Source organism: Nitrincola tapanii, assembly GCF_008368715.1.
GTDB lineage: Bacteria > Pseudomonadota > Gammaproteobacteria > Pseudomonadales > Balneatricaceae > Nitrincola > Nitrincola tapanii.
Genome location: NZ_SMRS01000006.1, coordinates 187,159 through 207,231 on the forward strand (window position 1 = coordinate 187,159; position 20,073 = coordinate 207,231).

21 protein-coding genes are annotated in these 20,073 nt (G+C 53.0%); 6 read left to right on the forward strand and 15 right to left on the reverse strand.

Annotated features, from left to right (window positions below; genetic code table 11):
• The first annotated feature begins 50 nt into the window (after positions 1-50).
• Positions 51-1,424: an NAD(P)-binding domain-containing protein gene (locus E1H14_RS09205; protein ID WP_149391171.1), complete on the forward strand. Its 1,374-nt coding sequence runs from the start codon at positions 51-53 to the stop codon at positions 1,422-1,424.
• 41 nt (positions 1,425-1,465) lie between these two features.
• On the opposite strand, the gene E1H14_RS09210 is transcribed toward E1H14_RS09205, so the two are convergent.
• The 7 genes from E1H14_RS09210 to E1H14_RS09240 form a co-directional block, all read right to left on the reverse strand.
• A complete protein-coding gene (locus E1H14_RS09210) occupies positions 1,466-1,792 on the reverse strand; it encodes a DMT family transporter (protein WP_149391172.1) in 327 nt (108 codons plus the stop codon).
• Between the two features lie 13 nt (positions 1,793-1,805).
• Positions 1,806-2,825: a heme-dependent oxidative N-demethylase family protein gene (locus E1H14_RS09215; protein ID WP_149391173.1), complete on the reverse strand. Its 1,020-nt coding sequence runs from the start codon at positions 2,823-2,825 to the stop codon at positions 1,806-1,808.
• 9 nt (positions 2,826-2,834) lie between these two features.
• On the reverse strand, positions 2,835-3,785 hold the full coding sequence (locus E1H14_RS09220) for a PDR/VanB family oxidoreductase (protein WP_149391174.1): 951 nt from the start codon (positions 3,783-3,785) through the stop codon (positions 2,835-2,837).
• Positions 3,782-4,303, reverse strand: coding sequence for a dimethylamine monooxygenase subunit DmmA family protein (locus tag E1H14_RS09225; protein ID WP_149391175.1), 522 nt, complete (start codon positions 4,301-4,303; stop codon positions 3,782-3,784). The genes E1H14_RS09220 and E1H14_RS09225 overlap by 4 nt, the downstream gene beginning before the upstream one ends.
• A 47-nt stretch (positions 4,304-4,350) precedes the next feature.
• Positions 4,351-4,704 carry a cupin domain-containing protein gene (locus E1H14_RS09230; protein WP_149391176.1) on the reverse strand — a complete coding sequence of 118 codons (354 nt, stop codon included), beginning with the start codon at positions 4,702-4,704 and terminating at the stop codon, positions 4,351-4,353.
• A gap of 232 nt (positions 4,705-4,936) precedes the next feature.
• On the reverse strand, positions 4,937-5,464 hold the full coding sequence (locus E1H14_RS09235) for a lipocalin family protein (protein ID WP_149391177.1): 528 nt from the start codon (positions 5,462-5,464) through the stop codon (positions 4,937-4,939).
• 119 nt (positions 5,465-5,583) lie between these two features.
• Positions 5,584-6,324: a YdcF family protein gene (locus E1H14_RS09240; RefSeq protein WP_149391178.1), complete on the reverse strand. Its 741-nt coding sequence runs from the start codon at positions 6,322-6,324 to the stop codon at positions 5,584-5,586.
• Positions 6,325-6,472: 148 nt separating this feature from the next.
• Between E1H14_RS09240 and E1H14_RS09245 the strand changes: the two genes are divergently transcribed.
• Positions 6,473-7,699 (forward strand): MFS transporter, encoded by a 1,227-nt coding sequence (locus tag E1H14_RS09245; RefSeq protein ID WP_149391179.1) that lies wholly within the window; start codon positions 6,473-6,475, stop codon positions 7,697-7,699.
• Positions 7,700-7,725: 26 nt separating this feature from the next.
• The gene (locus E1H14_RS09250; protein ID WP_149391180.1) at positions 7,726-8,571 is read left to right on the forward strand and encodes a PA4780 family RIO1-like protein kinase; all 846 of its coding nucleotides are present in this window, start codon (positions 7,726-7,728) and stop codon (positions 8,569-8,571) included.
• Positions 8,572-8,580: 9 nt separating this feature from the next.
• Here E1H14_RS09250 and E1H14_RS09255 read toward each other — a convergent pair whose 3' ends face one another.
• From E1H14_RS09255 to E1H14_RS09265, 3 genes are all read right to left on the reverse strand, one after another.
• Positions 8,581-9,108 carry a M48 metallopeptidase family protein gene (locus E1H14_RS09255; RefSeq protein WP_149391181.1) on the reverse strand — a complete coding sequence of 176 codons (528 nt, stop codon included), beginning with the start codon at positions 9,106-9,108 and terminating at the stop codon, positions 8,581-8,583.
• Between the two features lie 224 nt (positions 9,109-9,332).
• The gene (locus tag E1H14_RS09260) at positions 9,333-9,641 is read right to left on the reverse strand and encodes a type II toxin-antitoxin system RelE/ParE family toxin (protein WP_149391182.1); all 309 of its coding nucleotides are present in this window, start codon (positions 9,639-9,641) and stop codon (positions 9,333-9,335) included.
• Positions 9,629-9,886: a type II toxin-antitoxin system Phd/YefM family antitoxin gene (locus E1H14_RS09265; protein WP_149391183.1), complete on the reverse strand. Its 258-nt coding sequence runs from the start codon at positions 9,884-9,886 to the stop codon at positions 9,629-9,631. The genes E1H14_RS09260 and E1H14_RS09265 overlap by 13 nt, the downstream gene beginning before the upstream one ends.
• A 213-nt stretch (positions 9,887-10,099) precedes the next feature.
• Between E1H14_RS09265 and E1H14_RS09270 the strand changes: the two genes are divergently transcribed.
• Both E1H14_RS09270 and vapC read left to right on the forward strand, forming a co-directional pair.
• Positions 10,100-10,294, forward strand: a complete 195-nt coding sequence (locus E1H14_RS09270; RefSeq protein ID WP_093479021.1) for a type II toxin-antitoxin system VapB family antitoxin — start codon at positions 10,100-10,102, stop codon at positions 10,292-10,294.
• The gene (gene vapC / locus E1H14_RS09275) at positions 10,291-10,692 is read left to right on the forward strand and encodes a type II toxin-antitoxin system VapC family toxin (protein ID WP_149391184.1); all 402 of its coding nucleotides are present in this window, start codon (positions 10,291-10,293) and stop codon (positions 10,690-10,692) included. Before E1H14_RS09270 ends, vapC begins: the two co-directional genes overlap by 4 nt.
• 305 nt (positions 10,693-10,997) lie before the next feature.
• On the opposite strand, the gene E1H14_RS09280 is transcribed toward vapC, so the two are convergent.
• From E1H14_RS09280 to E1H14_RS09300, 5 genes are all read right to left on the reverse strand, one after another.
• Positions 10,998-14,159, reverse strand: a complete 3,162-nt coding sequence (locus E1H14_RS09280; protein WP_149391185.1) for a type I restriction endonuclease subunit R — start codon at positions 14,157-14,159, stop codon at positions 10,998-11,000.
• Between the two features lie 254 nt (positions 14,160-14,413).
• A complete protein-coding gene (locus E1H14_RS09285) occupies positions 14,414-15,838 on the reverse strand; it encodes a restriction endonuclease subunit S (RefSeq protein WP_149391186.1) in 1,425 nt (474 codons plus the stop codon).
• Positions 15,835-16,131, reverse strand: a complete 297-nt coding sequence (locus E1H14_RS09290) for a hypothetical protein (RefSeq protein ID WP_149391187.1) — start codon at positions 16,129-16,131, stop codon at positions 15,835-15,837. The genes E1H14_RS09285 and E1H14_RS09290 overlap by 4 nt, the downstream gene beginning before the upstream one ends.
• A 211-nt stretch (positions 16,132-16,342) precedes the next feature.
• Positions 16,343-17,314, reverse strand: coding sequence for an Abi family protein (locus E1H14_RS09295; RefSeq protein ID WP_200834079.1), 972 nt, complete (start codon positions 17,312-17,314; stop codon positions 16,343-16,345).
• Between the two features lie 145 nt (positions 17,315-17,459).
• Complete coding sequence (locus tag E1H14_RS09300) at positions 17,460-19,475, reverse strand: type I restriction-modification system subunit M (protein WP_235017431.1); 2,016 nt, start codon at positions 19,473-19,475, stop codon at positions 17,460-17,462.
• 82 nt (positions 19,476-19,557) lie between these two features.
• On the opposite strand from E1H14_RS09300, the gene E1H14_RS09305 reads away from it, so the two are divergent.
• Entirely contained in the window at positions 19,558-19,836 is a 279-nt protein-coding gene (locus E1H14_RS09305; RefSeq protein WP_327436780.1) for an HNH endonuclease, read from the forward strand.
• Positions 19,837-20,073: the final 237 nt, after the last annotated feature.

Below are 20,073 nucleotides of genomic sequence, written 5' to 3' on the forward strand. Positions count from 1 at the left end.
GAGCCCTGCTCCAACGCAGGCCGCTTGCATCTTAATGACGGGAGAGACTTATGACCCAACGTGTTGCGATTATTGGCGCGGGCCCAAGCGGGCTAGCACAGCTACGTGCGTTTCAATCGGCTCAGGCCAAGGGCGCGGAAATACCGGAACTGGTCTGCTTTGAAAAACAAAGTGACTGGGGCGGACTCTGGAACTACACCTGGCGCACAGGCCTAGATGAGCATGGTGAGCCGGTGCATGGCAGCATGTACCGCTATCTCTGGTCGAATGGGCCCAAGGAGTGTTTGGAGTTTGCGGACTACACCTTTGAGGAACATTTTGGCAAGCCCATTGCGTCCTACCCCCCACGCGAAGTGCTCTGGGATTACATTAAAGGGCGTGTCGAAAAAGCCGGAGTACGTGATTACATCCGCTTTAACTGCCCGGTCCGCCAAGTCACCTATGATGCCAACAGCGGACAGTTTAATGTCACCGCACATGACCATAACACCGACACCCTAACGACCGAGGTATTTGATTATGTTATCTGTGCCAGCGGCCACTTCTCTACCCCCAACGTCCCCGAGTTTCCGGGCTTTGATCATTTCGGAGGGCGTATTCTGCATGCACATGATTTCCGGGATGCTCTGGAGTTCAAAGACAAGGATATCTTAATTGTCGGCGCCAGCTACTCCGCAGAGGATATCGGCTCCCAGTGTTACAAATACGGTGCACGTTCGATTACCAGCTGTTATCGCAGTGCCCCCATGAACTACAAATGGCCGAAGAACTGGGAAGAAAAACCGGCGCTAGAAAGCGTCGATGTCGATCACGCCTATTTTGCAGATGGCAGCCATAAAAAGATTGATGCAATTATTCTCTGTACCGGTTATCTGCACCACTTTCCGTTTCTCGAAGAATCCTTACGCCTAAAAACCAATAACCGTCTGTGGCCGTTAAATTTATATAAAGGTGTGGTTTGGGAAGATAACCCGAAACTCTTTTATCTCGGCATGCAGGATCAGTGGTACACCTTTAACATGTTTGATGCTCAAGCCTGGTATGTGCGCGACATCCTACTCGGGCGCATCCCCCTGCCAGATCAAGCCAGCATGCGAGCCGATAGCCAAGCCTGGCGCGAGCGCGAACTGCAACTGACGCATGCCAAAGAGATGTACGAATACCAAGGCGCTTACATTCAGGAACTGATCGAGGCGACCGATTACCCGACCTTTGATATCGCCGGCGTCAACCGTACCTTCTTGGAGTGGAAACATCACAAGAAAGAAAACATCATGACCTTCCGCGATTACTCTTACACCTCCTTAATGACGGGTACCCCTTCACCTGCTCATCATACCCCTTGGCTGGATGCACTCGATGATTCGATGGAAGCCTACCTAGCGGACACCCCCTTAAACACAAAAACTCGCAAAGCGAGTTAAAGGTTCAAGGTGCCGGTTTTGCCGGCACCGCTTTTTTGACCTTAAGCCATCCCTTCACCAAAGAGTTTCAGCCCCACCACGCCGGCGATAATCATACCGATGCAAGCAATACGCAAAAAACCGCCGGGCTCTTGCATAAACAAAATGCCCACTGTGGCCAAAGCTGTTGCCCCTATCCCCGACCAGACCGCATAGGCGGTGCCCACCGGAATGGTGCGCATCGCCAAGGACAGGAGCAGCAAGCTGATGACGATGAGCAGAGCCGTAATCAGTGATGGCCACAAACGCGTAAAACCATCACTGTACTTCAGGCCTAAAGCCCATAGACACTCCAACACGCCGGCAATAATCAAATAGACCCATCCCATTCCCATAAGCACCTCAATTTGCTGGATCGAATTGAGCCAACCACTGCACCAGTGTCGGATGAAAACGGCTCAAGCCTTTGTATTCCACCAGTTCAGGTGGCAGGGTTTTCATCACACGATGCAAACGCTTAGCCCAGTCAGGACGTGTCACCAGATCCTGCATGCTGATCAAATAGGTGCGAATGCTGAACATCAAAGCGTTGCTACGCGGCATCCGATCCAGCACCTGTAGCTCAACCCGCAGATAGACCTTCTCACCCACATTGTCGGGGGTGACACTCGCACGATCCATGCCCCAAGCGGGATAGGTTTCTGGCGAGGTGTCCATACGAGCATTAATCGTCAGCGTCCAGTTCAAACGCCGCACCGGACGCCCTACCGGTATTGCCACCAGATACTTCAACGCCCGATCAAACACACCCATTTCATGCGCCAGCGGCACCGGACCATGCCATTCCGAGAAACTCATACCGGCATCAAAAGCCAGTGACCAGTCCGCCGGACAGGTCACGATCCCGGCATCCATAAACAGATCACCTTCGCGCTGATCGAGCAGGGCAAAATCTCCCTGCACCTGCCGACCGATATATTCCATCGGCGGCAGAGGCAAAGTCGAGCTGTCGCCAAAGGTGAACTCATCACGTTGATTTAAAAGTTTGTTCTCCCAGATCCAGTGATTCCCTTCACGAGTCAGGGCAAAGTACTCTGGATAGTCAGTCGCAAACGCCACCATGACACGTTCGATCATGTCCCAACAGGCCAGATCCATATGCGGCATTGCCAGGCAACGTTTCGGATTCTCCTGCAACACCAGGTTACGCTCCGCCATCTCCGATAGATAATGTTCATCTATATCGAATAGATGCTCATAGACTGAGCCTTCAGGGCCGGGCGTGAGATGAGGTTCGATATTCACCGAATAACGGTACTCATCTTCAGGAAAGGGAAAGGGAAAACGCGCGATGGCACCGGGGCTGTTGCTGTAGGTGAAATCATCACGAAAGGTTTGGATAGCTTTGGGGGCAATACGCATGCTCAGCTCCTAGAGATCCAGTTTAAGATGGTGCCCCTGGGCACGAGAGACACAGGGCATGATGCAATCCTGACGCGATTTTTCCTCTGCGGATAAGAAGGCATCTCGATGCTCCACAGCACCTTCCAGCACCCTCGTCACACACTGACCACAGACACCGCCTCGACACAGATTGGGCAGATCAACGCCCGCACCCTCCAAGGCTTCGAGCAGGCTTTCTTCCGGCTCTACCGCTAGGGTTTGCCCGGAGCGGGCCAATTCCACGGAAAATGCCTGGCCGGGTTGCGCGGCAGTAAAGGTCTCAAAATGTACACAACTGCGCGGCCAACCCAGTTCTTGAGCTAAAAAGGTCACGGTATCAATCAAACTCTGTGGGCCACAGATATACACATGAGTGCCTGGGCTTTGCCGGGCTAAAAGCGCGTGAAGATCACAGCGCTGCCCCTGAGATGAATCATAGAGATGCAGAGCCTGGCCTAGGCCTTGACGTAAGCTGTCACGGTAAGCGCCGGTTTGTTGGCTGCGAAACAGATAATGCAGCTCAAAATTTTGTTGGCGACGCACAAACTCCGGCAAAAACGAAAGAAACGGCGTAATGCCTACCCCTCCGGCAATCAGCAGATGTTTTTTAGCCGGCCAGTAGGGTGCAAAAAGATTGGCAGGCGCTGAGATGCGCAGGTTATCGCCGCACTGCACCTGTTCATGCATAAAACGTGAGCCCCCTCGTGAGCGCTCCTGGAGGCGCACAGCAATACGATAATGACGGGCATCACGCGGATCACTCAGCAGAGAGTAGGCATTACGATAAGGCCGAGGCCGTGCCGGCATCTCAACTAGGATATGGCTACCGGGTGAAAAGCTGGGAAGACTTCCCTGTACCGGCTCAAAACAGAACTCTCGAATCATCGGGGCGACTTCTTCTATCGCCGCAACCCGAACCTCAAACATGGAGTGGCTCATGTCAGCGGCTCCTCTTCTGGTAAATCGGCAGGGTCTTCCACATTAATCTGTACCCCGACATAGGCACCGTGCAGTCGGGAGAAATGATCACGCACCAACAGAGGACGCGCGCATCCCGTACAAATCACGGGCGAAAAACGCACCCCTTCCATCAAGCTGTAGCAGTGGGTACAAAAGACCCGACGTTGTCCCTGCAAAGGTGGGGCAAGATGGATCTGCTCATCCACCCAGCCCTGTTGTCTGGCCAGGTTTCGTACATCCCAAAGGAAGGCCTCCTCACCCGCGACATACAGAGCGCTGGCCAAGGGCAAGCGCGCCAATTCCGACTCAAGCAACGACCTCTCCTCTGTTGAAGCTAAACAACAAAGTGCACGCTCGCTTTCAGCCAATGCCTGATAAAGCGCATCTAAGCGCGCATCGATCGTGCCTTGATGCACAAATAGATGCATTTTCGCACGCTCATCACGCCTAGGTTGCGCATAGATCGGTCGGCTTTTAATCATCGCCATCGCGGACATGGTCACCTCCTCTGGGTTAGTGGAAACCGCTCAGAACGCGGACGGAATCAGGCATCACCCTGCAGACGCTGGCCGCAGAAGAAACCTAAACCATAACTGTCTGTTTGGAAGGTAATGGTGCTGCCTTGCTCGAAATAGAACACATCTCCGACCTTAGCCTGCGCCACATTACCCGCCTCATCGGAAATGGTCAGCTCACCTTCAACGATGATTTTCATCTCGTGATAGTGGTAGTAGTACTCCAGAGGCTTGTCTGATTTCTCCATGCGAAAGAAACCCGACACGATGGTTTTCTCCGCATCGGTAGACGCAACAAGATCATCTAGGAAGGCATTACTGCCGGGTTTATTCATACTGGGCAGTGGCATTTTGGTGGCCTGCTCGAAGTATTTCATCGCCATTTTGTCTCTCTCCTGATCGGATTTTAATTTACTTAAAGGATATTTAATTTCCCTTCAGGAAAAGCAAATGACGCGCCAAAAAATGCAAGCGGTTGATTTTTAAACAATCAACGCGTTAATCGCAGAAAATGAAATGTTCAGATGTACCAGAGATGTGCATCCCCGGCATAAGGCGGGCTGAATTGAGGCACGACGCTTCAATTCAGACAACAGGCTCAGCACACTCTGCGCTCTAGGGCGTGGATGGCTGCGAGTGCTCGACAAAAATCAACGACTCTGTTGCAAAACCTAAGGTTTGAGCTTTTGTCACAAAATCCTCAAGAATTTCAGGATCAACCTGTGGTGTTCTCGATAACAGCCAGAGATATTTGTGACTGGGGCCTGAAATGTAGGCATGTTGATACTCAGGATCGAGATCAAAAATGACATACGAGCCATAAAAAGGGCCAAAGAAAGAGACTTTTAAGTAAGCCTTATCCCTGTCACCCACAAAGTAGGCACGACCTTCCGCTTCCTTCCAACGCTGCTCAGCTTCAGAAAAACCACGATTTAAAACCCGCACCCCGCCGTCACTGCGCATTGAATATTCTGCTGTGACTTGGCTTAATCCTCGTTCAAACGAATGATCTAAGCGGGCAATTTCATACCAGGTACCAAGATAACGTTGTAACTCAAACTCCGCGACAGGTTGAACCGACTTCGGCATCCCGGAGCAGCCCAAAAGAAAAAGCAGACTTAAGCCTAAGAGTAGATGTTTCATTGTGAACTCCAGACAGATGATGAATGCACTCTAGACGACGAAATAAGAGGATTGGATCTTAAAACAGCAGGAACTAGCCTCTTCGCCGGGTCACTCCAATGTTATTGCCTTTCTTCCTCTCACCTCATTCTCAACCGATACACCCAAAACCCCAGCCACTCATGTATCGCCTGAGCACTCTGGCGCGCATGATAGGCCGTGGGGATCCAGCCGATCCAACCCTTAGGTGGCGGTGTGGTGAATTGTATGGGCGCGGGGATGACCTCTAAACCCTGATGCTCAAACACCGGCACAGCACGATGCAGATGCCAAGCTTGGCTGACCAGAAGGACAGTTTGAATCTCTTCGGCTTTAAGCATTTGCGCCGTGTAAAGCGCATTCTCATAGGTGGTTCGGCTGCGATCCTCCAGCCAAGCTACCGGTAGATCAAAGCTGGCCTGCAACAACTGTTGCATTAACTCCGCTTCACTCTGTGCCTCGTTATGCACACGACCACCGGATACCAGAAGTGGCAAGCCCGTCTGTCGATGTAAAAAAGCACCGTAGGTTAAACGGCTCAGGGTTTGCTCACTCGGGGCATCGGGCCATCCAAACTCGGCGCCATCAAACGCACGTCCACCCCCGAGTACCACGATCGCCTGCGCCTCCACTGAATCCAGATTGAGTGCCGGATAGATCTCCAATGAGCGTTGCAACGGATGGCTGACCAAAGGCAAACCGAGAAGCCAAAGTGAAGCTGCACATAACAGCAGAAGCAGGAAGGCACTGATACGACGCCCAAGGCTCAGAAGCAACAGCGCCAATACCAGCATGAGCGCCTGAACCGCTGGGGGTAAAAATAGATACTTGAGTAGACTCATATGCAGGCCTCCCAACCGTCAGACACTCTCTTCGCACTCACCCATAAGTTTTACTTATTAGTTCATACATCACTTCTGACATCCTACCTGCTAGCTCTAGGCGAACTCAACGCGTAGAGTCGGCTGTTTGTTGAACGGATAGTATTGGATGTCTTGCTGCACGCGCCCAACGGCTTCTTGGTTGATCATTTTTTTACCCTTTGCCTTGGGTTATTACCTATCTTACCTGCTGCGCACCGTCAATGCGGTGATCTCTCCTGATCTGACCAGCGAACTGGGGCTGTCTGCAGCAGATTTAGGCCTACTCACCAGTGTTTACTTTCTGACATTTGGCCTCGCACAAATTCCATTGGGCATCGCCTTGGATCGTTATGGTCCTAAACGTGTGCTAGGCAGCTTACTCTTGCTGGCCGGCATCGGTTCTATCGCATTTGCACTGGGCGATACGCGCCAGCATCTCACTCTCGCCCGAGGGCTGATTGGACTGGGGGTTTCGGCCTGTTTGATGGCAAGCCTTAAAGGATTCGCCCTCTGGTATCCGCCCGAGCGCCAAAGTTCCATGACAGGTTTTATCATGGCCGCGGGGGCTTTAGGCGCGCTCACCGCGAGCACGCCAATGGAGGCTCTCCTGCCTCACTTAGGTTGGCGCGGTGTGTTTGGGTTAATTGCCGGATTATCCTTTGCTTTGTCTATCACTGTTTTTATCACGCTACCGGGCGATGCCGAGCACCGATCCCATGACACACTCAAACAAACTTTACGCTCAATCGGGACGATTTTTTGTTCCCCCACTTTTTTGCGCTTTGCCGGTTCCGCCACGTTTTTCACCGGTGGATTTATGGCGCTGCAAAGCCTCTGGGCCGTGCCCTGGTTAATGCAGGTCAATGGCCTCTCTCTCAATCAAGCCGCCTATTATTTGATGACGTTGAATCTGGGCATGCTTCTTGGCCAACTGAGCATCGGATTCTTTGGCACACGACTTAGCCAAGGTGGTGTCACGCCCTTAAATCTGATGCAGTTTGGTTACGCCGCGATGCTCGGCGTGCAATTGCTGATACTCATCCAAATCGGCCCCACCCTTCTGCTCTGGTTTCTCCTCGGCATACTGTCCGCCGCCAACGCACAAACCTACATTGCTACCGCTGTTCATTTCCCGAAATCTGCTTTTGGGCGTGTCAGCACCGCAATTAATTTGATGGCATTTGCCGGTGCGTTCATTGTTCAGTGGGGATTAGGTATCGCATTGGATACCTTACAATCGATGGAGTATTCGATGAGCCTAGCCCTCAAGATCGCTTTTGCCGGATTGATGCTGATCCAAGCTCTGTGCTTGGTGCCTCTTTGGGTGCGGAGTGCTCAAGCAAAACAGCAATAGATAAACAAGGTTAGGTGATACGTTTTATGAGAGTACCCAAAAGATTACAGCCATTAGTGGATGATGGCATGATCGATGAAGTGATCAGCCAGCTCATGAGCGGTAAAGAGGCCGACGTCTATGTCGTGCGCTGTGGTGATGATGTGCGCTGTGCCAAAGTATTTAAAGAAGCCAGTCAGCGCAGCTTCAAGCAAGCAGTGCAATACCAGGAAGGTCGCAAGGTTCGAAATAGCCGCCGCGCTCGCGCCATGTCGAAAAAAACGCAGTATGGGCAAAAAGAACAGGAAAGCGCCTGGTTAAACGCCGAAGTAGAGGCACTTTACCAGCTGGCTGCAGCCGGAGTACGGGTACCTAAACCCTATGGGTTTATTGATGGTGTCCTGTTGATGGAGCTGATCACAGATGCCGAGGGCTTTGTGGCTCCACGCCTTGACGATGTAACACTGAGCGCAGAAGAAGCCAAAATCTGGCACCAGCAGGTGATTGAAGAAATTGTTCGCATGCTCTGTGCCGGGCTGGTACACGGCGATCTTTCCGAGTTTAACGTACTGCTGGATGCACACGGGCCGGTGATTATCGATTTGCCTCAAGCCGTCAATGCTGCGGGTAATAACAGCGCCAGCATGATGCTTGAGCGGGACGTCAATACTATGCGTGCCTACTTTGGACGCTTTGCCCCCGAACTCTTGAAGACCGAATTTGCCCGTGAAATGTGGTCACTCTACGAAACCGGCAAACTCCACGCCGACAGCCAACTCACTGGCACCTACGCCTACAGTGATACCAACACTGACGTAAATGAGCTGATGGCCGTCATCGATGCCGCCAGCGAAGAAGAGCGTGAGCGCTTAGAACGCCTGCGCGCTGAATGATGGGTATGCTCAATCAGTTGACCTCCCCCATAAGTCACCAAAACGCTCTCGATGGCACAGGTACAAGCGCAGCTCGAATTCAAGTTGATGGTACTCGGGTTCCATGTAACAACAGAGCTTGTAAAACGCTTTGTCATGCTCTTTTTCACGTAGGTGCGCAAGCTCATGGACGAGTATCATTCGTAAGAACGCCTCTGGAACCTTGCGAAATAACGATGATATACGAATCTCGTTTTTCTTCTTCAACTTAGCGCCCTGCACCCGCGACACATAGGTGTGAAGGCCTAACGCATTATTAATAATGTGAATTTTATCATCGTACACCACCTTGCTGATCGGTGATGAGCTGCGCATATACTGGTTCTTGATGCCCTGAGCATAGTCATACAAGGCTTTTTCTGACACCAGCTCATGCGCTTGAGGATATTTTTTCTGTAGCCAAATGCCCGACTGGTTGCTCTCTAACAACGCCAGCACCTGCTGCTGAACCTGTGGGCTGTAACCACTGAGGTAATTGACGATTTTTGGCTGACTCATAACCGGTGTATTACCACCCTAAAAAGAGAGATTGAGGTCAAAGGGGTTAGACGCTGAAGCAATTCACGCTCGATGTCACAGAAGTCTACGACCTTCTTGTTACGTTGAGTATCTATATTCTTCTGTTCAGCGATCACGTCCGGCGCAAGCGCCGATTTGTAGCTGCGAAAGCGGCGGAAAAGCGATCGCGATGCAGCCGATTGTTATCTTCAGACCGTATGCTTTCAGCCGTTAGTATTCTCAAGCATATAAGTACGCAGTTGCCGTTCTTCTCTCATTACATAGAGGATTAGGGCTTGTTTGCCATCTTCTCGATAAAAAATCCGGCAAGGTGGGGCTACTAATTCTCTATAGATAGAGTTGGGAAGTTCAGATGGAGTACGACCGGATTTAGGAAAGCCTTCGAGACGTTGGGTTATTTTGAAAATGGTACTGACCAAATTACGTGCTGCTGCGGGATTATCTAAGGCAATGTACTCAGCGATGGCCTCCAGTTCCTGGAGGGCTGGCTCCGTCCAGACTATTTCAGCCATTTACTCATCTTCTCCTTGGCCTCACTCTGGCTGTACGTTCTTCCCTCAAGTACAGCACGCTCTCCCCGTGAGAGCCCCTCAAGCAGCTCAAGCCGACGCTGCATGAATTCGTAATCTTGCACATCAACAAGATAAGCTGATGGCTGACCATGCTCTGTGATCAGTACCGGCTCTTTGGACAAGCGCAGGTCTGCCAGAATCTTTGTGGCCTGGAGCTTAAGGTTCGTAACAAGCTCAACTTTCATGGACTAACCCTGAATCAGACTAATAGTGACACTATAGTATCACTTTCCGATTGGGGCAATCACAGCTAATGCCCGGCACAAGGGCGGCCAAATAAGCGCAGCGTTTTGGCTGTCCCAGCGACCAACGGGAGCGATTGCTGCGCATTGTTATGTTTTTTTACCCATGCTAGAGTGTGTATAAACAACCTATCAATACACACCAACAGGTGATTTATGAGAACCAACATAGTAATAGACGACAACTTGATGGAGGCGGCCCTCAAAGCATCCGGGTACAGCACTAAAAAAGAAGCCGTAGAACAAGGGCTTAAGCTACTTGTCTTACGAAGCCAGCAACAGGAAATTCGCAAGCTGCGTGGCCGAGTGAAATGGGAAGGAGACTTGGAAGAAATGCGAGGCGGCAAGTGATTCTGGTCGATACCAGTGTTTGGATCGACTACCTTAACGGAGTTCAGAGCCAGCATACCGATGCCCTGGATGCGGGAATTGTCGCGGGTACCGTCGCCATGGGTGATTTGATTTTCTTGGAAATCCTTCAAGGCATCCGGAACGACAGCGAATATCGCCTGACCAAGCAGACATTGATGACCTTGGACAGGCTTGAGTTGTTTAGCGAAGGCATGCCTGAAAAATGTGCTGAGAATTATCGTGCGCTCCGTAAAAAAGGAATCACCGTCCGCAAAACCACTGACGTCATTATTGCGACTTTCTGCATCGAACGACGAATGCCGCTGCTATTTATTGATCGAGACTTCATTCCGTTCGTTGACCACCTTGGTTTGATCTCGGCGCTGCCGGAAACATAACAGTCTGTCAATAAGGTCTTCGACCTCATAATAATTATTAGCGGGTATACCTTTTAACCCCACTCTTCCGCCCACAGCCTTTTATTCTAAATAAGATTTTTATCCCGACAGCAACATAAACAGGTAACCGAACCCTCAAACCATGCCGCAATCGGGTAAACACCTTACGAACATAGAGGAGGCACTTGCAGGGAAGGAAATGGCGTACTGATGAGGGTACACGAAACCGCTACTTGTGCCCTCACCCCGTCCAAGCGCTGGAAAGTACTTCAGCCTGTTTAAGGATCAGCTCGATCACGCAAGTATTAATTGCTAGCGCTCATCAACATCTGTTGCCTTAACCACGCCAGCATCAGTCCCTGCAGTTCATTGGCGATCTCGGGCTTGGACAGATAATCCATTGCCATGCCCTGCTGTGTATCCATACGCGCGATTACGGCAGCGTCCATGGCCCTGGGGAAGTCGCCGTTCATCACATAAGTATCGTCGGGGTTATATCGGATCTGGTCCATAACACTTTCATTTTCGCTCAGCTTGCTGGCTAGGCCCTGTACAAAGTCGAGTTTGTCGCCATCGGTGGTTTCGGTGCCGAACAGTTCGTTCATCTTCTCGACGATGTGTGACAGCAGGTCGTATTCGCCTTCCTTTGGCTTGCCGGTGCCCACGGCGGTGGTGCCGGTGATGTATTGGCCTTCACCGTCCTTTAGCTTGAGGTCCTGAGTGCGTTTCTGCTTCAGGTTGTAATGACTCAATGCCACGGCGGTGAGATCGATTTCGTCCTCTTCGATCACTTCCTGACGCAGCAGCGGCAGCAGGTGGCGGCTGTAAACGTTGAGCTGTTCCAGAGCCGGGTCTTCAAACGGGGTGATCTGGCTGATGAACTCGTAAAAGCGGATATAGCTGTTCACGTCTTTCTTGAACAGGTCCAGACTGTCGCGGGTTTCCTCTGCGGCTTTTACCGAGCGTTCGGCGTTCGCCCGCTCGCTGTCGCTGCCGGATTCGATCAAGCGCTTGAGCTGTATGCGGGCATCGCGCAGCACTTCGTTGGCGTGGCGGTAGCGCTGGATAATGCGATCCACGGCAGGTTTGATGTAGCCGGTCAGCGCCTCGGCGCCGCGCTTGGGGTCGAAGTAGGCATCGGCAAAGGCTTCCACTTCATGCCACTGCAGGATGCTGTTCTCCAGCAGCTTGTGCTGCAGGTCGTAGACCAGATTCGGGTCCGAGGTCTGATCGAGCTGAGCGGTTTCAAAGTATTTCTGGAATTCGGCCAGCACCTCCTGCGGGTCGTTGGTGAAGTCCAGCACATAGGTGGTGTCCTTACCCGGATAGGTGCGGTTGAGCCTTGACAGGGTCTGGATGCAGTCTACGCCGGTCAGTTTCTTGTCCACGTACATGGCGCAGAGTTTGGGCTGGTCGAAACCGGTCTGGAACTTGTTCGCCACCAGCATCACCTGATAGTCGTCGGTATCGAACGCCTTGCGCATATCACGCCCCTTGAGGTCGGGGTTCATATTGCGCTCGGTGAAGGGCTCGGGGCCGCTTTCCAGATCGTTGACCTCACCGGAGAAGGCCACCATCGCCTGTATCCGTTCATAGCCCTGATCCCGAACGTATTTATCGAACGCCAGCTTGTAGCGCACCGCTTCCATGCGGCTGCCGGTGACCACCATCGCCTTGGCTTCACCCGCCAACAGGTGCATCACATTCTCGCGGAAGTGCTCGATGATCACCTGTACCTTCTGACCGATGTTGTGCGGATGCAGGCGCACCCAGCGTGACAGACGGGTTTTGGCTTTCTTGCTGTCCACCTCCTGATCGGCTTCCTGCTGCATCGCCAGCTTGTAGGCCAGCGCGTAACTGGTGTAGTTGCGCAGCACATCGAGGATAAAGCCCTCTTCAATCGCCTGACGCATGGAGTACACATGGAAGGGATGGGGCGGGTTGTCGTCGCTGATCGGCATGCTTGGGTCTTCGGGGCGACCAAACAGCTCCAGCGTTTTGGCCTTGGGCGTGGCGGTAAAGGCGAAATAGCTGATCTTGTCGGAACCGCCACGGGCCGCCAGCGTGGCATTCATCACGTCTTCGGCAGACAGTTCCTCCTCGTCCTTCAGCTGCTCGGCCATCAACACCTCACGCAGCTGGCGCGCGGTGCTGCCGGTCTGGCTGGAGTGGGCTTCGTCGGCGATGACGGCGAAGGTGCGATCCTGCAGGCCGGTGCTTTCTTGTATCGCCTTGAGCACATGGGGGAAGGTCTGGATGGTGACGATGATAATCGGCGTGCCCCGGCTCAGGGCATCGGCCAGCTGGGCCGACTTGCTGCCGTCGCCTTCCTCGCGGTTGATGCGGCTGACCACGCCGGATTTATGCTCGAACTGGGAGATGGTTTCCTGCAACTGGCTGTCCAGCACGGTGCGGTCGGTAATCACGATCACCGAGTTGAACACCTTGTTGCCCTCGGCATTGCACAGGCTGGAGGCCTGATGCGCCAGCCAGGCGATGGAGTTGGACTTGCCGGAGCCTGCCGAGTGCTGAATCAGGTACTTGTGGCCGGTGCCTTCCACGCGCACGGTATTGAGCAGTTCCTGCACCACCGCCCACTGGTGGTAACGCGGGAAGATCATGGTCTCTTTGGTATGGAGATGGCCCAGCTCGTCGAACACCTCTTTCGACTCCAGGTGCACAAAGCGATGCAGCAACTTGAGCCAGTTGTCGGGCTGGAACACCTCGTTCCACAGATACTCGGTGGCGTAGCCCTGTTTGCCATTAACACAGTCAGGCTGATCGTTACCGGCACCCCCCGCCGCCGTGCCCCGGTTGAAGGGCAGGAAGAAGGTATCCTTGCCCGCCAGTTTAGTAGTCATCGCCACTTCAAACTGGTTCACGGCAAAGTGAACCAGGGCGCCGCGCTTGAACTTCAGCAGCGGCTCGTCCTTGCCGTTGGTTTTCGGCTTGCGGTCGTAGCGGTACTGCTTCTTGGCGTTCTCCAGGCTTTGCTTGAAGCAGGATTTCAGCTCCAGCGTGGCTACCGGCAGGCCGTTGACGAACAGCGTGAGATCGATGCGGCCATCGTAGCCGTGGTGGCTGTAGATCAGCTCCGGCACCACGCGCAGACGGTTGGCGGCATAGCGCTGTTCCAGCTCGGGGTTGAGGCTGTTGTCGGGCTTGAAAGTGGCGACCTTGAGGCGCACACCGCGATCTTCAATCTGATTACGCAGCAGCCAGAGGGTGCCCTTGCGGCTCAGACTGCGCTCGGCAGCGTTGAGCAGGTGATGCTCCGGCTCGCGGCCATAGATCTTGCAGAACTTGGCCCAGGCATCGGGCTGAGTTTCCTGCACATAGGCGATCAGATCTTCGGGATAGAGAGCACGCTCGCGGTCGTAATGGCTCGACTGCCCCACCTGCCAGCCCTGCGCCTGCAGCGCGGCGATGATATCGTTCTGAAATGCCAGTTCGCGGCTGTCAGCCATGACGGTTCCTCTTCCATGTATCGTTTTTTGATTGTTTTTTATTACTCTGTACTGATCATCACAATGGCTTCAGCCAGCTTTGCGATGGCGCGTCTGCCCGGATTCCGGCCCGGATTCCGTGTGCCGACACGCCGTAAATCCGTCCCTGGAGGCTCCACGGCGCCATCCATGGCGCCGAGGGTCGGCCCCCGGAACACCGTGCAGGCGCTGATGTTTGGGTGCCGCCCTTTGGATGCATCGACTGAATGCCTTGGTTAAACATGGTAGCGCCCGGCTTGCTCGGCGGCCATAGGTAGATCGGGTTCATCGGATTGGGTGCTGGTGTTTGGCTGCCAGTTGCGTACATCGATCTTGCCGGTGACTGCGGCGGAGATTAGGGCGGTGCGGCGTTCTTTCATCAAGGCTATTGCTTGCTGGGCAGACTTTTCTACCTGACCAATACGCAACATTTGAGCTTCGATCATTTCGACTATTCGAAGCTGCTCTTTCCAAGGTGGAACAAGCTGTTTTAGGTACACCAATCGTTCAGCTTTGATGCCAAGCGCTGTTGATCCTGTAGCATATGTCTTGAGCCCTTGCTGAAACGCCTCAGATTGGATGAAGTATTTCAAGAAAGCGTTGCTGAGTACTTCAGTCTGGCCCCGGAACTTGATGATACGCTGTGCAAGTGCAACTGAAACATCATCTACTTGAGCAACCTCACCCAGTGGGGCTTCTGTTGTGAAGAGCACATCACCAACCTCTGGCTTTCCTCTTCTCATCACTTCTTCATACTCATCTTCAGATATGAATTCCTGCGATAAGCTATAATTCACAATGCCATTTTTGATATTGCGCGCAGTTACCAAGAAAACGCCAGACTCTGTTTTGTTAGGAGTTTTACCACGGTAATCCACGATTGATGCCAGATACTTTTTAAAGCCTGCAACTACCCAATGCTCCGGCACCTGCCCCAGCCACTCTACGCCGGAATCTTTCATCGGCACATTGGGATCAAGGCCCTTTGTGACGGCATGAGAGATCACCGCCTGCCGCTTCTCCTTCAGCAACTCGATCAGCCGCTGCTGCTTTTCGATCAGCCGGTTGATACGGGCGGTTTCGTGGTCCAGGAAGGCGGCGATGGTGCGTTGTTCTATACCACTTGGCAGCAAGAGCGTGACATTTTTTAAAATTTCTTGCGTAATACTAAAAACCTTTACCCCTTTAACTGCGAGCCTAATCTGGTTTCTGCTTTCAGGAGCATCGAAAGCATACGCTAGAAATCGAGGGTCATGCTGCACTTTGGGCCTCAGGATGACAGTATGGTAGCCAGCAAAAAGCTGTCCTTCGCCAATAAACTGAGTGAAATTTCCTGCACCATCAATGTCTTCTGAAGTATCAGCGAATACAAAGTCACCTGTGGTCAATAAAGAACGTTGAGAAGTACGGAGATAATCACTGCTGACACATTTCAGCGCATGCTGGCTTGGATTAGCCTCAAACCCAAACTTAGAGTGAACCTCCCCGTAACTCAAACACCCGACGCCAGTATCTTCAAGATCTGCTTTTGTGATGTTGAGGCCACGCCCAAAAGAAAAAAGATAGTTAACTTTCTTAGTTGACCAGTGGCTCGGAATTGCGCCGAAGCTACTGTCTCCCGAGTCCTTATAGTCCGGATACGCCTGATATTTGCCGCTCATGCCCAACCTCCTTTCAGTGCGTTCAGGGTATAAAAATCCTGACCTGATGGGCGTTTGCTTCGGATGGAAATTACCTGATGTGCTTTGGGCAGATGTGACAGCAGCACTGTAGAAATGAAAAACCCGCACGATTTGAGCATACCAACCGGGGAGGGCATAGGCTTGGCGGGTGTATTAACCGGGAAAGAGTAACCCGCCGGTTTGAGGATGCTGCGGGCAGCATAGCCTTGGCGGGTGTTGTTGTAGAGCATTTTGGCCTGCAAGGCGCGGAAAGTAAACGGTCGAGTAGTCATCACGGGCGCACCTCATTCAATAGGTCCAGTCCCTTTTCGCTAATACGGTAAGCCTGATGTTTGTGAAACCTTACGGGACTGGACAGCGCCGCAATCAGGCTTTTCGGTAGCAGAGCAGTTGGCTGTTCTCTATCCTGCTCCAACTTATCCGTATCCGGCACCAGCCTGTCCGCATTCCCGCCCAGCCTATCCGAATTTGCCTGTATAAGTATCATTCGATGCCCTCCATGGAGCCAAACGCCTGCTGCCAAAAGCTCAACTTCTGCCATTCATCAGGGAAGCCCATATGCGTGCGGGATACATTGGGAAAACGCTCCATCAACTGCTGCAGCTTCACCGCCCAGAGGCTCTGCGGGCTTACCACCTGCAACAGAGCTTCGATCACCACAACCTGCGCATATAAACGCCGCCGTGGGTCAATCTGCTGTTCAGGATGATAGCTGGAGTGCACAGGGATCGAGCTGGGTATCCCCGGCCATGGCCGATTTACCTTGCGCGGAATTTCTGGGCGGCTGCCAAATTCACGATTCCACACGCGGGCATGGTGGGCACATGAGTTCCTCAAGTCTGACAGGCTGCGAAACCAGGACTTGAGCACTGGATGCTTCCAACCGAAATGTGCTTCTATTCGTTGCCTGTCATCCGGTTTGCGCAGGTTCGCAAACAGAATTGATACTTCCTTGAATGACAATATCTCGACTGCCATCCAAATCGGTGGTTGAGCCGGCGCCGCTTTGTAGCGGGTTCTGTAATGGGTAAGGAAGGTTTCAGCCAAGGGTCCGTCAGCAGGCTGGGCCAGCTTTTGATACAGCCAGGTGTAGTTGTAACGATCATTGAATACGCCTTCCTGCAGATAGCCATGGGCGCCATGATGTTCTGCCAGAGTGTTTGCCAACTGACTCCGCAGAGCAACTTCTATGCGTTCTATCGCGTCCAGCAGTAACAGTCTAAGTTCTCGGTCGAAGATGTAGAGATCCAGAATGTCGTCAAAGCAGGTACCGGGACGAAATTGATGGCTACCACCCGACCGGTAATATGCACGGGTATAGGCCGATAGCCTGAAATAACTGATATTGGAGAGGTAATGACGAGCGAGGGATTCATCAGGAATATGCAAACCCCGCTCACTCAGCAAGTGAAGATGCTGATCTTGGGTCAGGGCCGCTTTGTCATAGGTTGTCATTACTGACCACCAAAAACAAAAAACCCGCCAAAGTGTGCTTCAATGAGAGGCATGGCGGGTGTGTTACGGGCAATGCTAGGCAGAGATCCTGCCCCTGTCAAGCTCACACTTGTCTTCACCGTATCAAAAAAAGCTTGAGTGACCATCACGAATGCACCTCCGCCAGTAGTTCCATGATCTCGCGGCTCACCTTGTCCAGATCGGCGTCGATCTCTTCCAGTGAGCGCGGTGGCTGGTACTGGTAGAAGTGGCGGTTGAACGGGATCTCATAGCCGACAATACCCACCTGGCCATCCTTCTCGTCGCATTTGCTCTCGTCGATCCAGGCATCCGGCACGTGGGGCAGCACTTCGCGGGCAAAGTAGTCGTGAATGTCTTCGCCCAGCGGTACGTTTTCGTTGTCGCGCAGGTTCGGGTTGGGTTCGGGTTCACCTTTTGTTTTGCAGACTTCCGCTTCGTCGTCCTGCTCGCCGATCTGCTTGCACAGCAGCTTAAACGCGGGTGCGGGCAGTTTGATTTCACCCAGCAGCGCGGTGAGCTGCTTTTTGAACTGGGTGCGTGACAGCAACCGGTCCTGATCGAATCGGCTCAGGGCGTCCAGAATCGCACTCTGCAGGCTGGCGTCCAGCTTCTCCCAGGCTTTGTCGGCCTGCAGGGCGGCGATGCGCTCGGCATCTTTCGGGTAGAAGGCCAGTTTCAGCGGGCGCTCGACGGTGATACGGCGGTAGCCGAAGTCGGTGGTGTTGAACACCTTGGCAATGCCGGAGGCTTCCAGCTCGGCGCTGTCGTAACGGCTGTAGAGGCCGACGATCTTTTCCAGTGCTTCGTCGTTGAGCTGTTTGCGTTTGGAGCCCAGCGACTTGCGCATGGGGCTGTGCAGGTCGGTGGCATTGATCAGCAGCACCTTGCCCTTGCGCTCCACCGGTTTGTGATTGGACAGGACCCAGATATAGGTGGCAATACCGGTGTTGTAGAACATATCCGTGGGCAGGGCGACGATGGCATCGAGCAGGTCATGCTCCAGCACGTAGCGGCGGATCTCGCTTTCACCACTGCCCGCACCGCCGGTAAACAGCGGCGAGCCGTTGAGGATAATGCCGATACGGCCACCGGGGTTGGTCTCAGTCTTGGGTGCCATCTTGCTGATCAGGTGCAGCAGGAACAACAGCGAGCCATCGGACACACGGGGCAGACCCGGACCAAAGCGGCCGTTGAAGCCCTGCAGTTTGTTCTCGTCCTTGATCGCCTTCTCCACCTTCTTCCAGTCCACGCCGAACGGCGGGTTGGAAAGGCAGTAATCGAAGGTATGGCCGCGCAACTGATCGTTGGAGAGGGTGTTGCCGAGCTTGATGTTGTCGATCTCCTGACCCTTGATCAGCATGTCCGCCTTGCAGATGGCGTAAGACTCGGGGTTCAGCTCCTGACCGAAGGTTTTGAGGCTGGCGCGTTCGTTCAGCTCCAACAGATACTCCATGCCGCTGGAGAGGAAGCCGCCCGTTCCTGCTGTCGGGTCGTAGATCGTTTTGATGATGCCCGGCTTTGTCAGCGCCTCATCGTCACCGCTGAATACCAGCGAGGTGGTCAGGCGTACGATATCACGCGGGGTAAAGTGCTCACCGGCGGTGTCGTTGGCGCTTTCTGCAAATCGGCGGATCAGGTCTTCAAACACCAGACCCATCTGGTAGTTGCTCACCGCCTCCGGCGACAGGTCGAAGTGGGCGAACTCCTGCACCACGCGGTACAGCAGGTCGGCTTCATCCAGCTTGTCGAGGCTGCTTTCGAAACTGAAGTGCTCGAAGATCTCCCGCGCATCCTTGGAGAAGGCGCGCACGTAGCTGTCCAGATTGTCGAAAACATGGGTTTCGCCCAGATGCGCCAGATCCAGTTTGGAGGTGTTGTAAAACGCCTTGTCGGCGGCATGGAGCAGCACTTTATGGCGAGCTTCATCCGGCATCGCTTTGCTGCTTTCGGCCAGCGCCAGCACTTTGTCCTTGGTCGGCGCCAGCACGCACTCCAGGCGGCGCAGTACAGTAAACGGCAGGATGATGCGGCCATACTGCGACTGCTTGAAGTCACCACGCAGCAGATCGGCTACCGACCAGATCAGGCTTGCCAGCGAGGCGGTGGAGGTGTTCATGGAAGCAGGGTCTTTGGGCAACATGCGGCGATCCTTGCAACAGGCCGGGGCGGCCCGCTCGGTTAACGGTTGAAAACAATGCCACGCATCATACCAAATTGGATGGATGAGGGAGGTATTAGATGGGTATCAGCGTAGTGGGCTAATACGACAGGTTTTGTCGTGTGTATGGGTATTTCGATGGATTAATGGCTTGTTGCTACGTGCTGATATTCATGCCTTATGGAACCTTGGCATGATCACAGTCAATCCTGATACTGGCAAGGTTATGATTGCTGAAGAGGTACTGAGAAGCTGCTTTGAGCTGGAAGGGATTGCACCAGCGACACCTATCGCCGGATTCTCACACCCATCAAAAGAAGCACATCAGCCAAATTTTGAATAGACGAGACTCAATATTCCAAAGCCTGTGTGATCAGATTGTGACCAGACTGGATTTTAATGGATTGCGGGTGCTGATTTAACAAAGGGAAACCAGCATGGTAACTGGATTCCCTTCAAGGTTTGATGCTGGATGAACAACAGTGTTCGACGCTGTTGCTCAGGTAAAGCATATCAAGCTAAATGATATGATCAAAGGTAGGGCTATATCAATATGATAAAAAGCCCTTTAGTATCAGAT

What these genes read in the sequence shown, in the direction of transcription:
- E1H14_RS09230 (WP_149391176.1), bottom strand. Translation starts at nt 4,704, where the DNA reads ATGGCGATGAAATACTTCGAGCAGGCCACCAAAATGCCACTGCCCAGT.
- E1H14_RS09250 (WP_149391180.1), top strand. Translation starts at nt 7,726, where the DNA reads ATGAGAGTACCCAAAAGATTACAGCCATTAGTGGATGATGGCATGATC.
- E1H14_RS09280 (WP_149391185.1), bottom strand. Translation starts at nt 14,159, where the DNA reads ATGGCTGACAGCCGCGAACTGGCATTTCAGAACGATATCATCGCCGCG.
- E1H14_RS09265 (WP_149391183.1), bottom strand. Translation starts at nt 9,886, where the DNA reads ATGAAAGTTGAGCTTGTTACGAACCTTAAGCTCCAGGCCACAAAGATT.
- E1H14_RS09210 (WP_149391172.1), bottom strand. Translation starts at nt 1,792, where the DNA reads ATGGGATGGGTCTATTTGATTATTGCCGGCGTGTTGGAGTGTCTATGG.
- E1H14_RS09290 (WP_149391187.1), bottom strand. Translation starts at nt 16,131, where the DNA reads ATGACTACTCGACCGTTTACTTTCCGCGCCTTGCAGGCCAAAATGCTC.
- E1H14_RS09285 (WP_149391186.1), bottom strand. Translation starts at nt 15,838, where the DNA reads ATGAGCGGCAAATATCAGGCGTATCCGGACTATAAGGACTCGGGAGAC.
- E1H14_RS09255 (WP_149391181.1), bottom strand. Translation starts at nt 9,108, where the DNA reads ATGAGTCAGCCAAAAATCGTCAATTACCTCAGTGGTTACAGCCCACAG.
- E1H14_RS09235 (WP_149391177.1), bottom strand. Translation starts at nt 5,464, where the DNA reads ATGAAACATCTACTCTTAGGCTTAAGTCTGCTTTTTCTTTTGGGCTGC.
- E1H14_RS09305 (WP_327436780.1), top strand. Translation starts at nt 19,558, where the DNA reads ATGAGGGAGGTATTAGATGGGTATCAGCGTAGTGGGCTAATACGACAG.
- E1H14_RS09220 (WP_149391174.1), bottom strand. Translation starts at nt 3,785, where the DNA reads ATGAGCCACTCCATGTTTGAGGTTCGGGTTGCGGCGATAGAAGAAGTC.
- E1H14_RS09215 (WP_149391173.1), bottom strand. Translation starts at nt 2,825, where the DNA reads ATGCGTATTGCCCCCAAAGCTATCCAAACCTTTCGTGATGATTTCACC.
- E1H14_RS09300 (WP_235017431.1), bottom strand. Translation starts at nt 19,475, where the DNA reads ATGTTGCCCAAAGACCCTGCTTCCATGAACACCTCCACCGCCTCGCTG.
- E1H14_RS09245 (WP_149391179.1), top strand. Translation starts at nt 6,473, where the DNA reads ATGTCTTGCTGCACGCGCCCAACGGCTTCTTGGTTGATCATTTTTTTA.
- E1H14_RS09225 (WP_149391175.1), bottom strand. Translation starts at nt 4,303, where the DNA reads ATGTCCGCGATGGCGATGATTAAAAGCCGACCGATCTATGCGCAACCT.
- E1H14_RS09240 (WP_149391178.1), bottom strand. Translation starts at nt 6,324, where the DNA reads ATGAGTCTACTCAAGTATCTATTTTTACCCCCAGCGGTTCAGGCGCTC.
- E1H14_RS09260 (WP_149391182.1), bottom strand. Translation starts at nt 9,641, where the DNA reads ATGGCTGAAATAGTCTGGACGGAGCCAGCCCTCCAGGAACTGGAGGCC.
- E1H14_RS09270 (WP_093479021.1), top strand. Translation starts at nt 10,100, where the DNA reads ATGAGAACCAACATAGTAATAGACGACAACTTGATGGAGGCGGCCCTC.
- E1H14_RS09205 (WP_149391171.1), top strand. Translation starts at nt 51, where the DNA reads ATGACCCAACGTGTTGCGATTATTGGCGCGGGCCCAAGCGGGCTAGCA.
- E1H14_RS09295 (WP_200834079.1), bottom strand. Translation starts at nt 17,314, where the DNA reads ATGACAACCTATGACAAAGCGGCCCTGACCCAAGATCAGCATCTTCAC.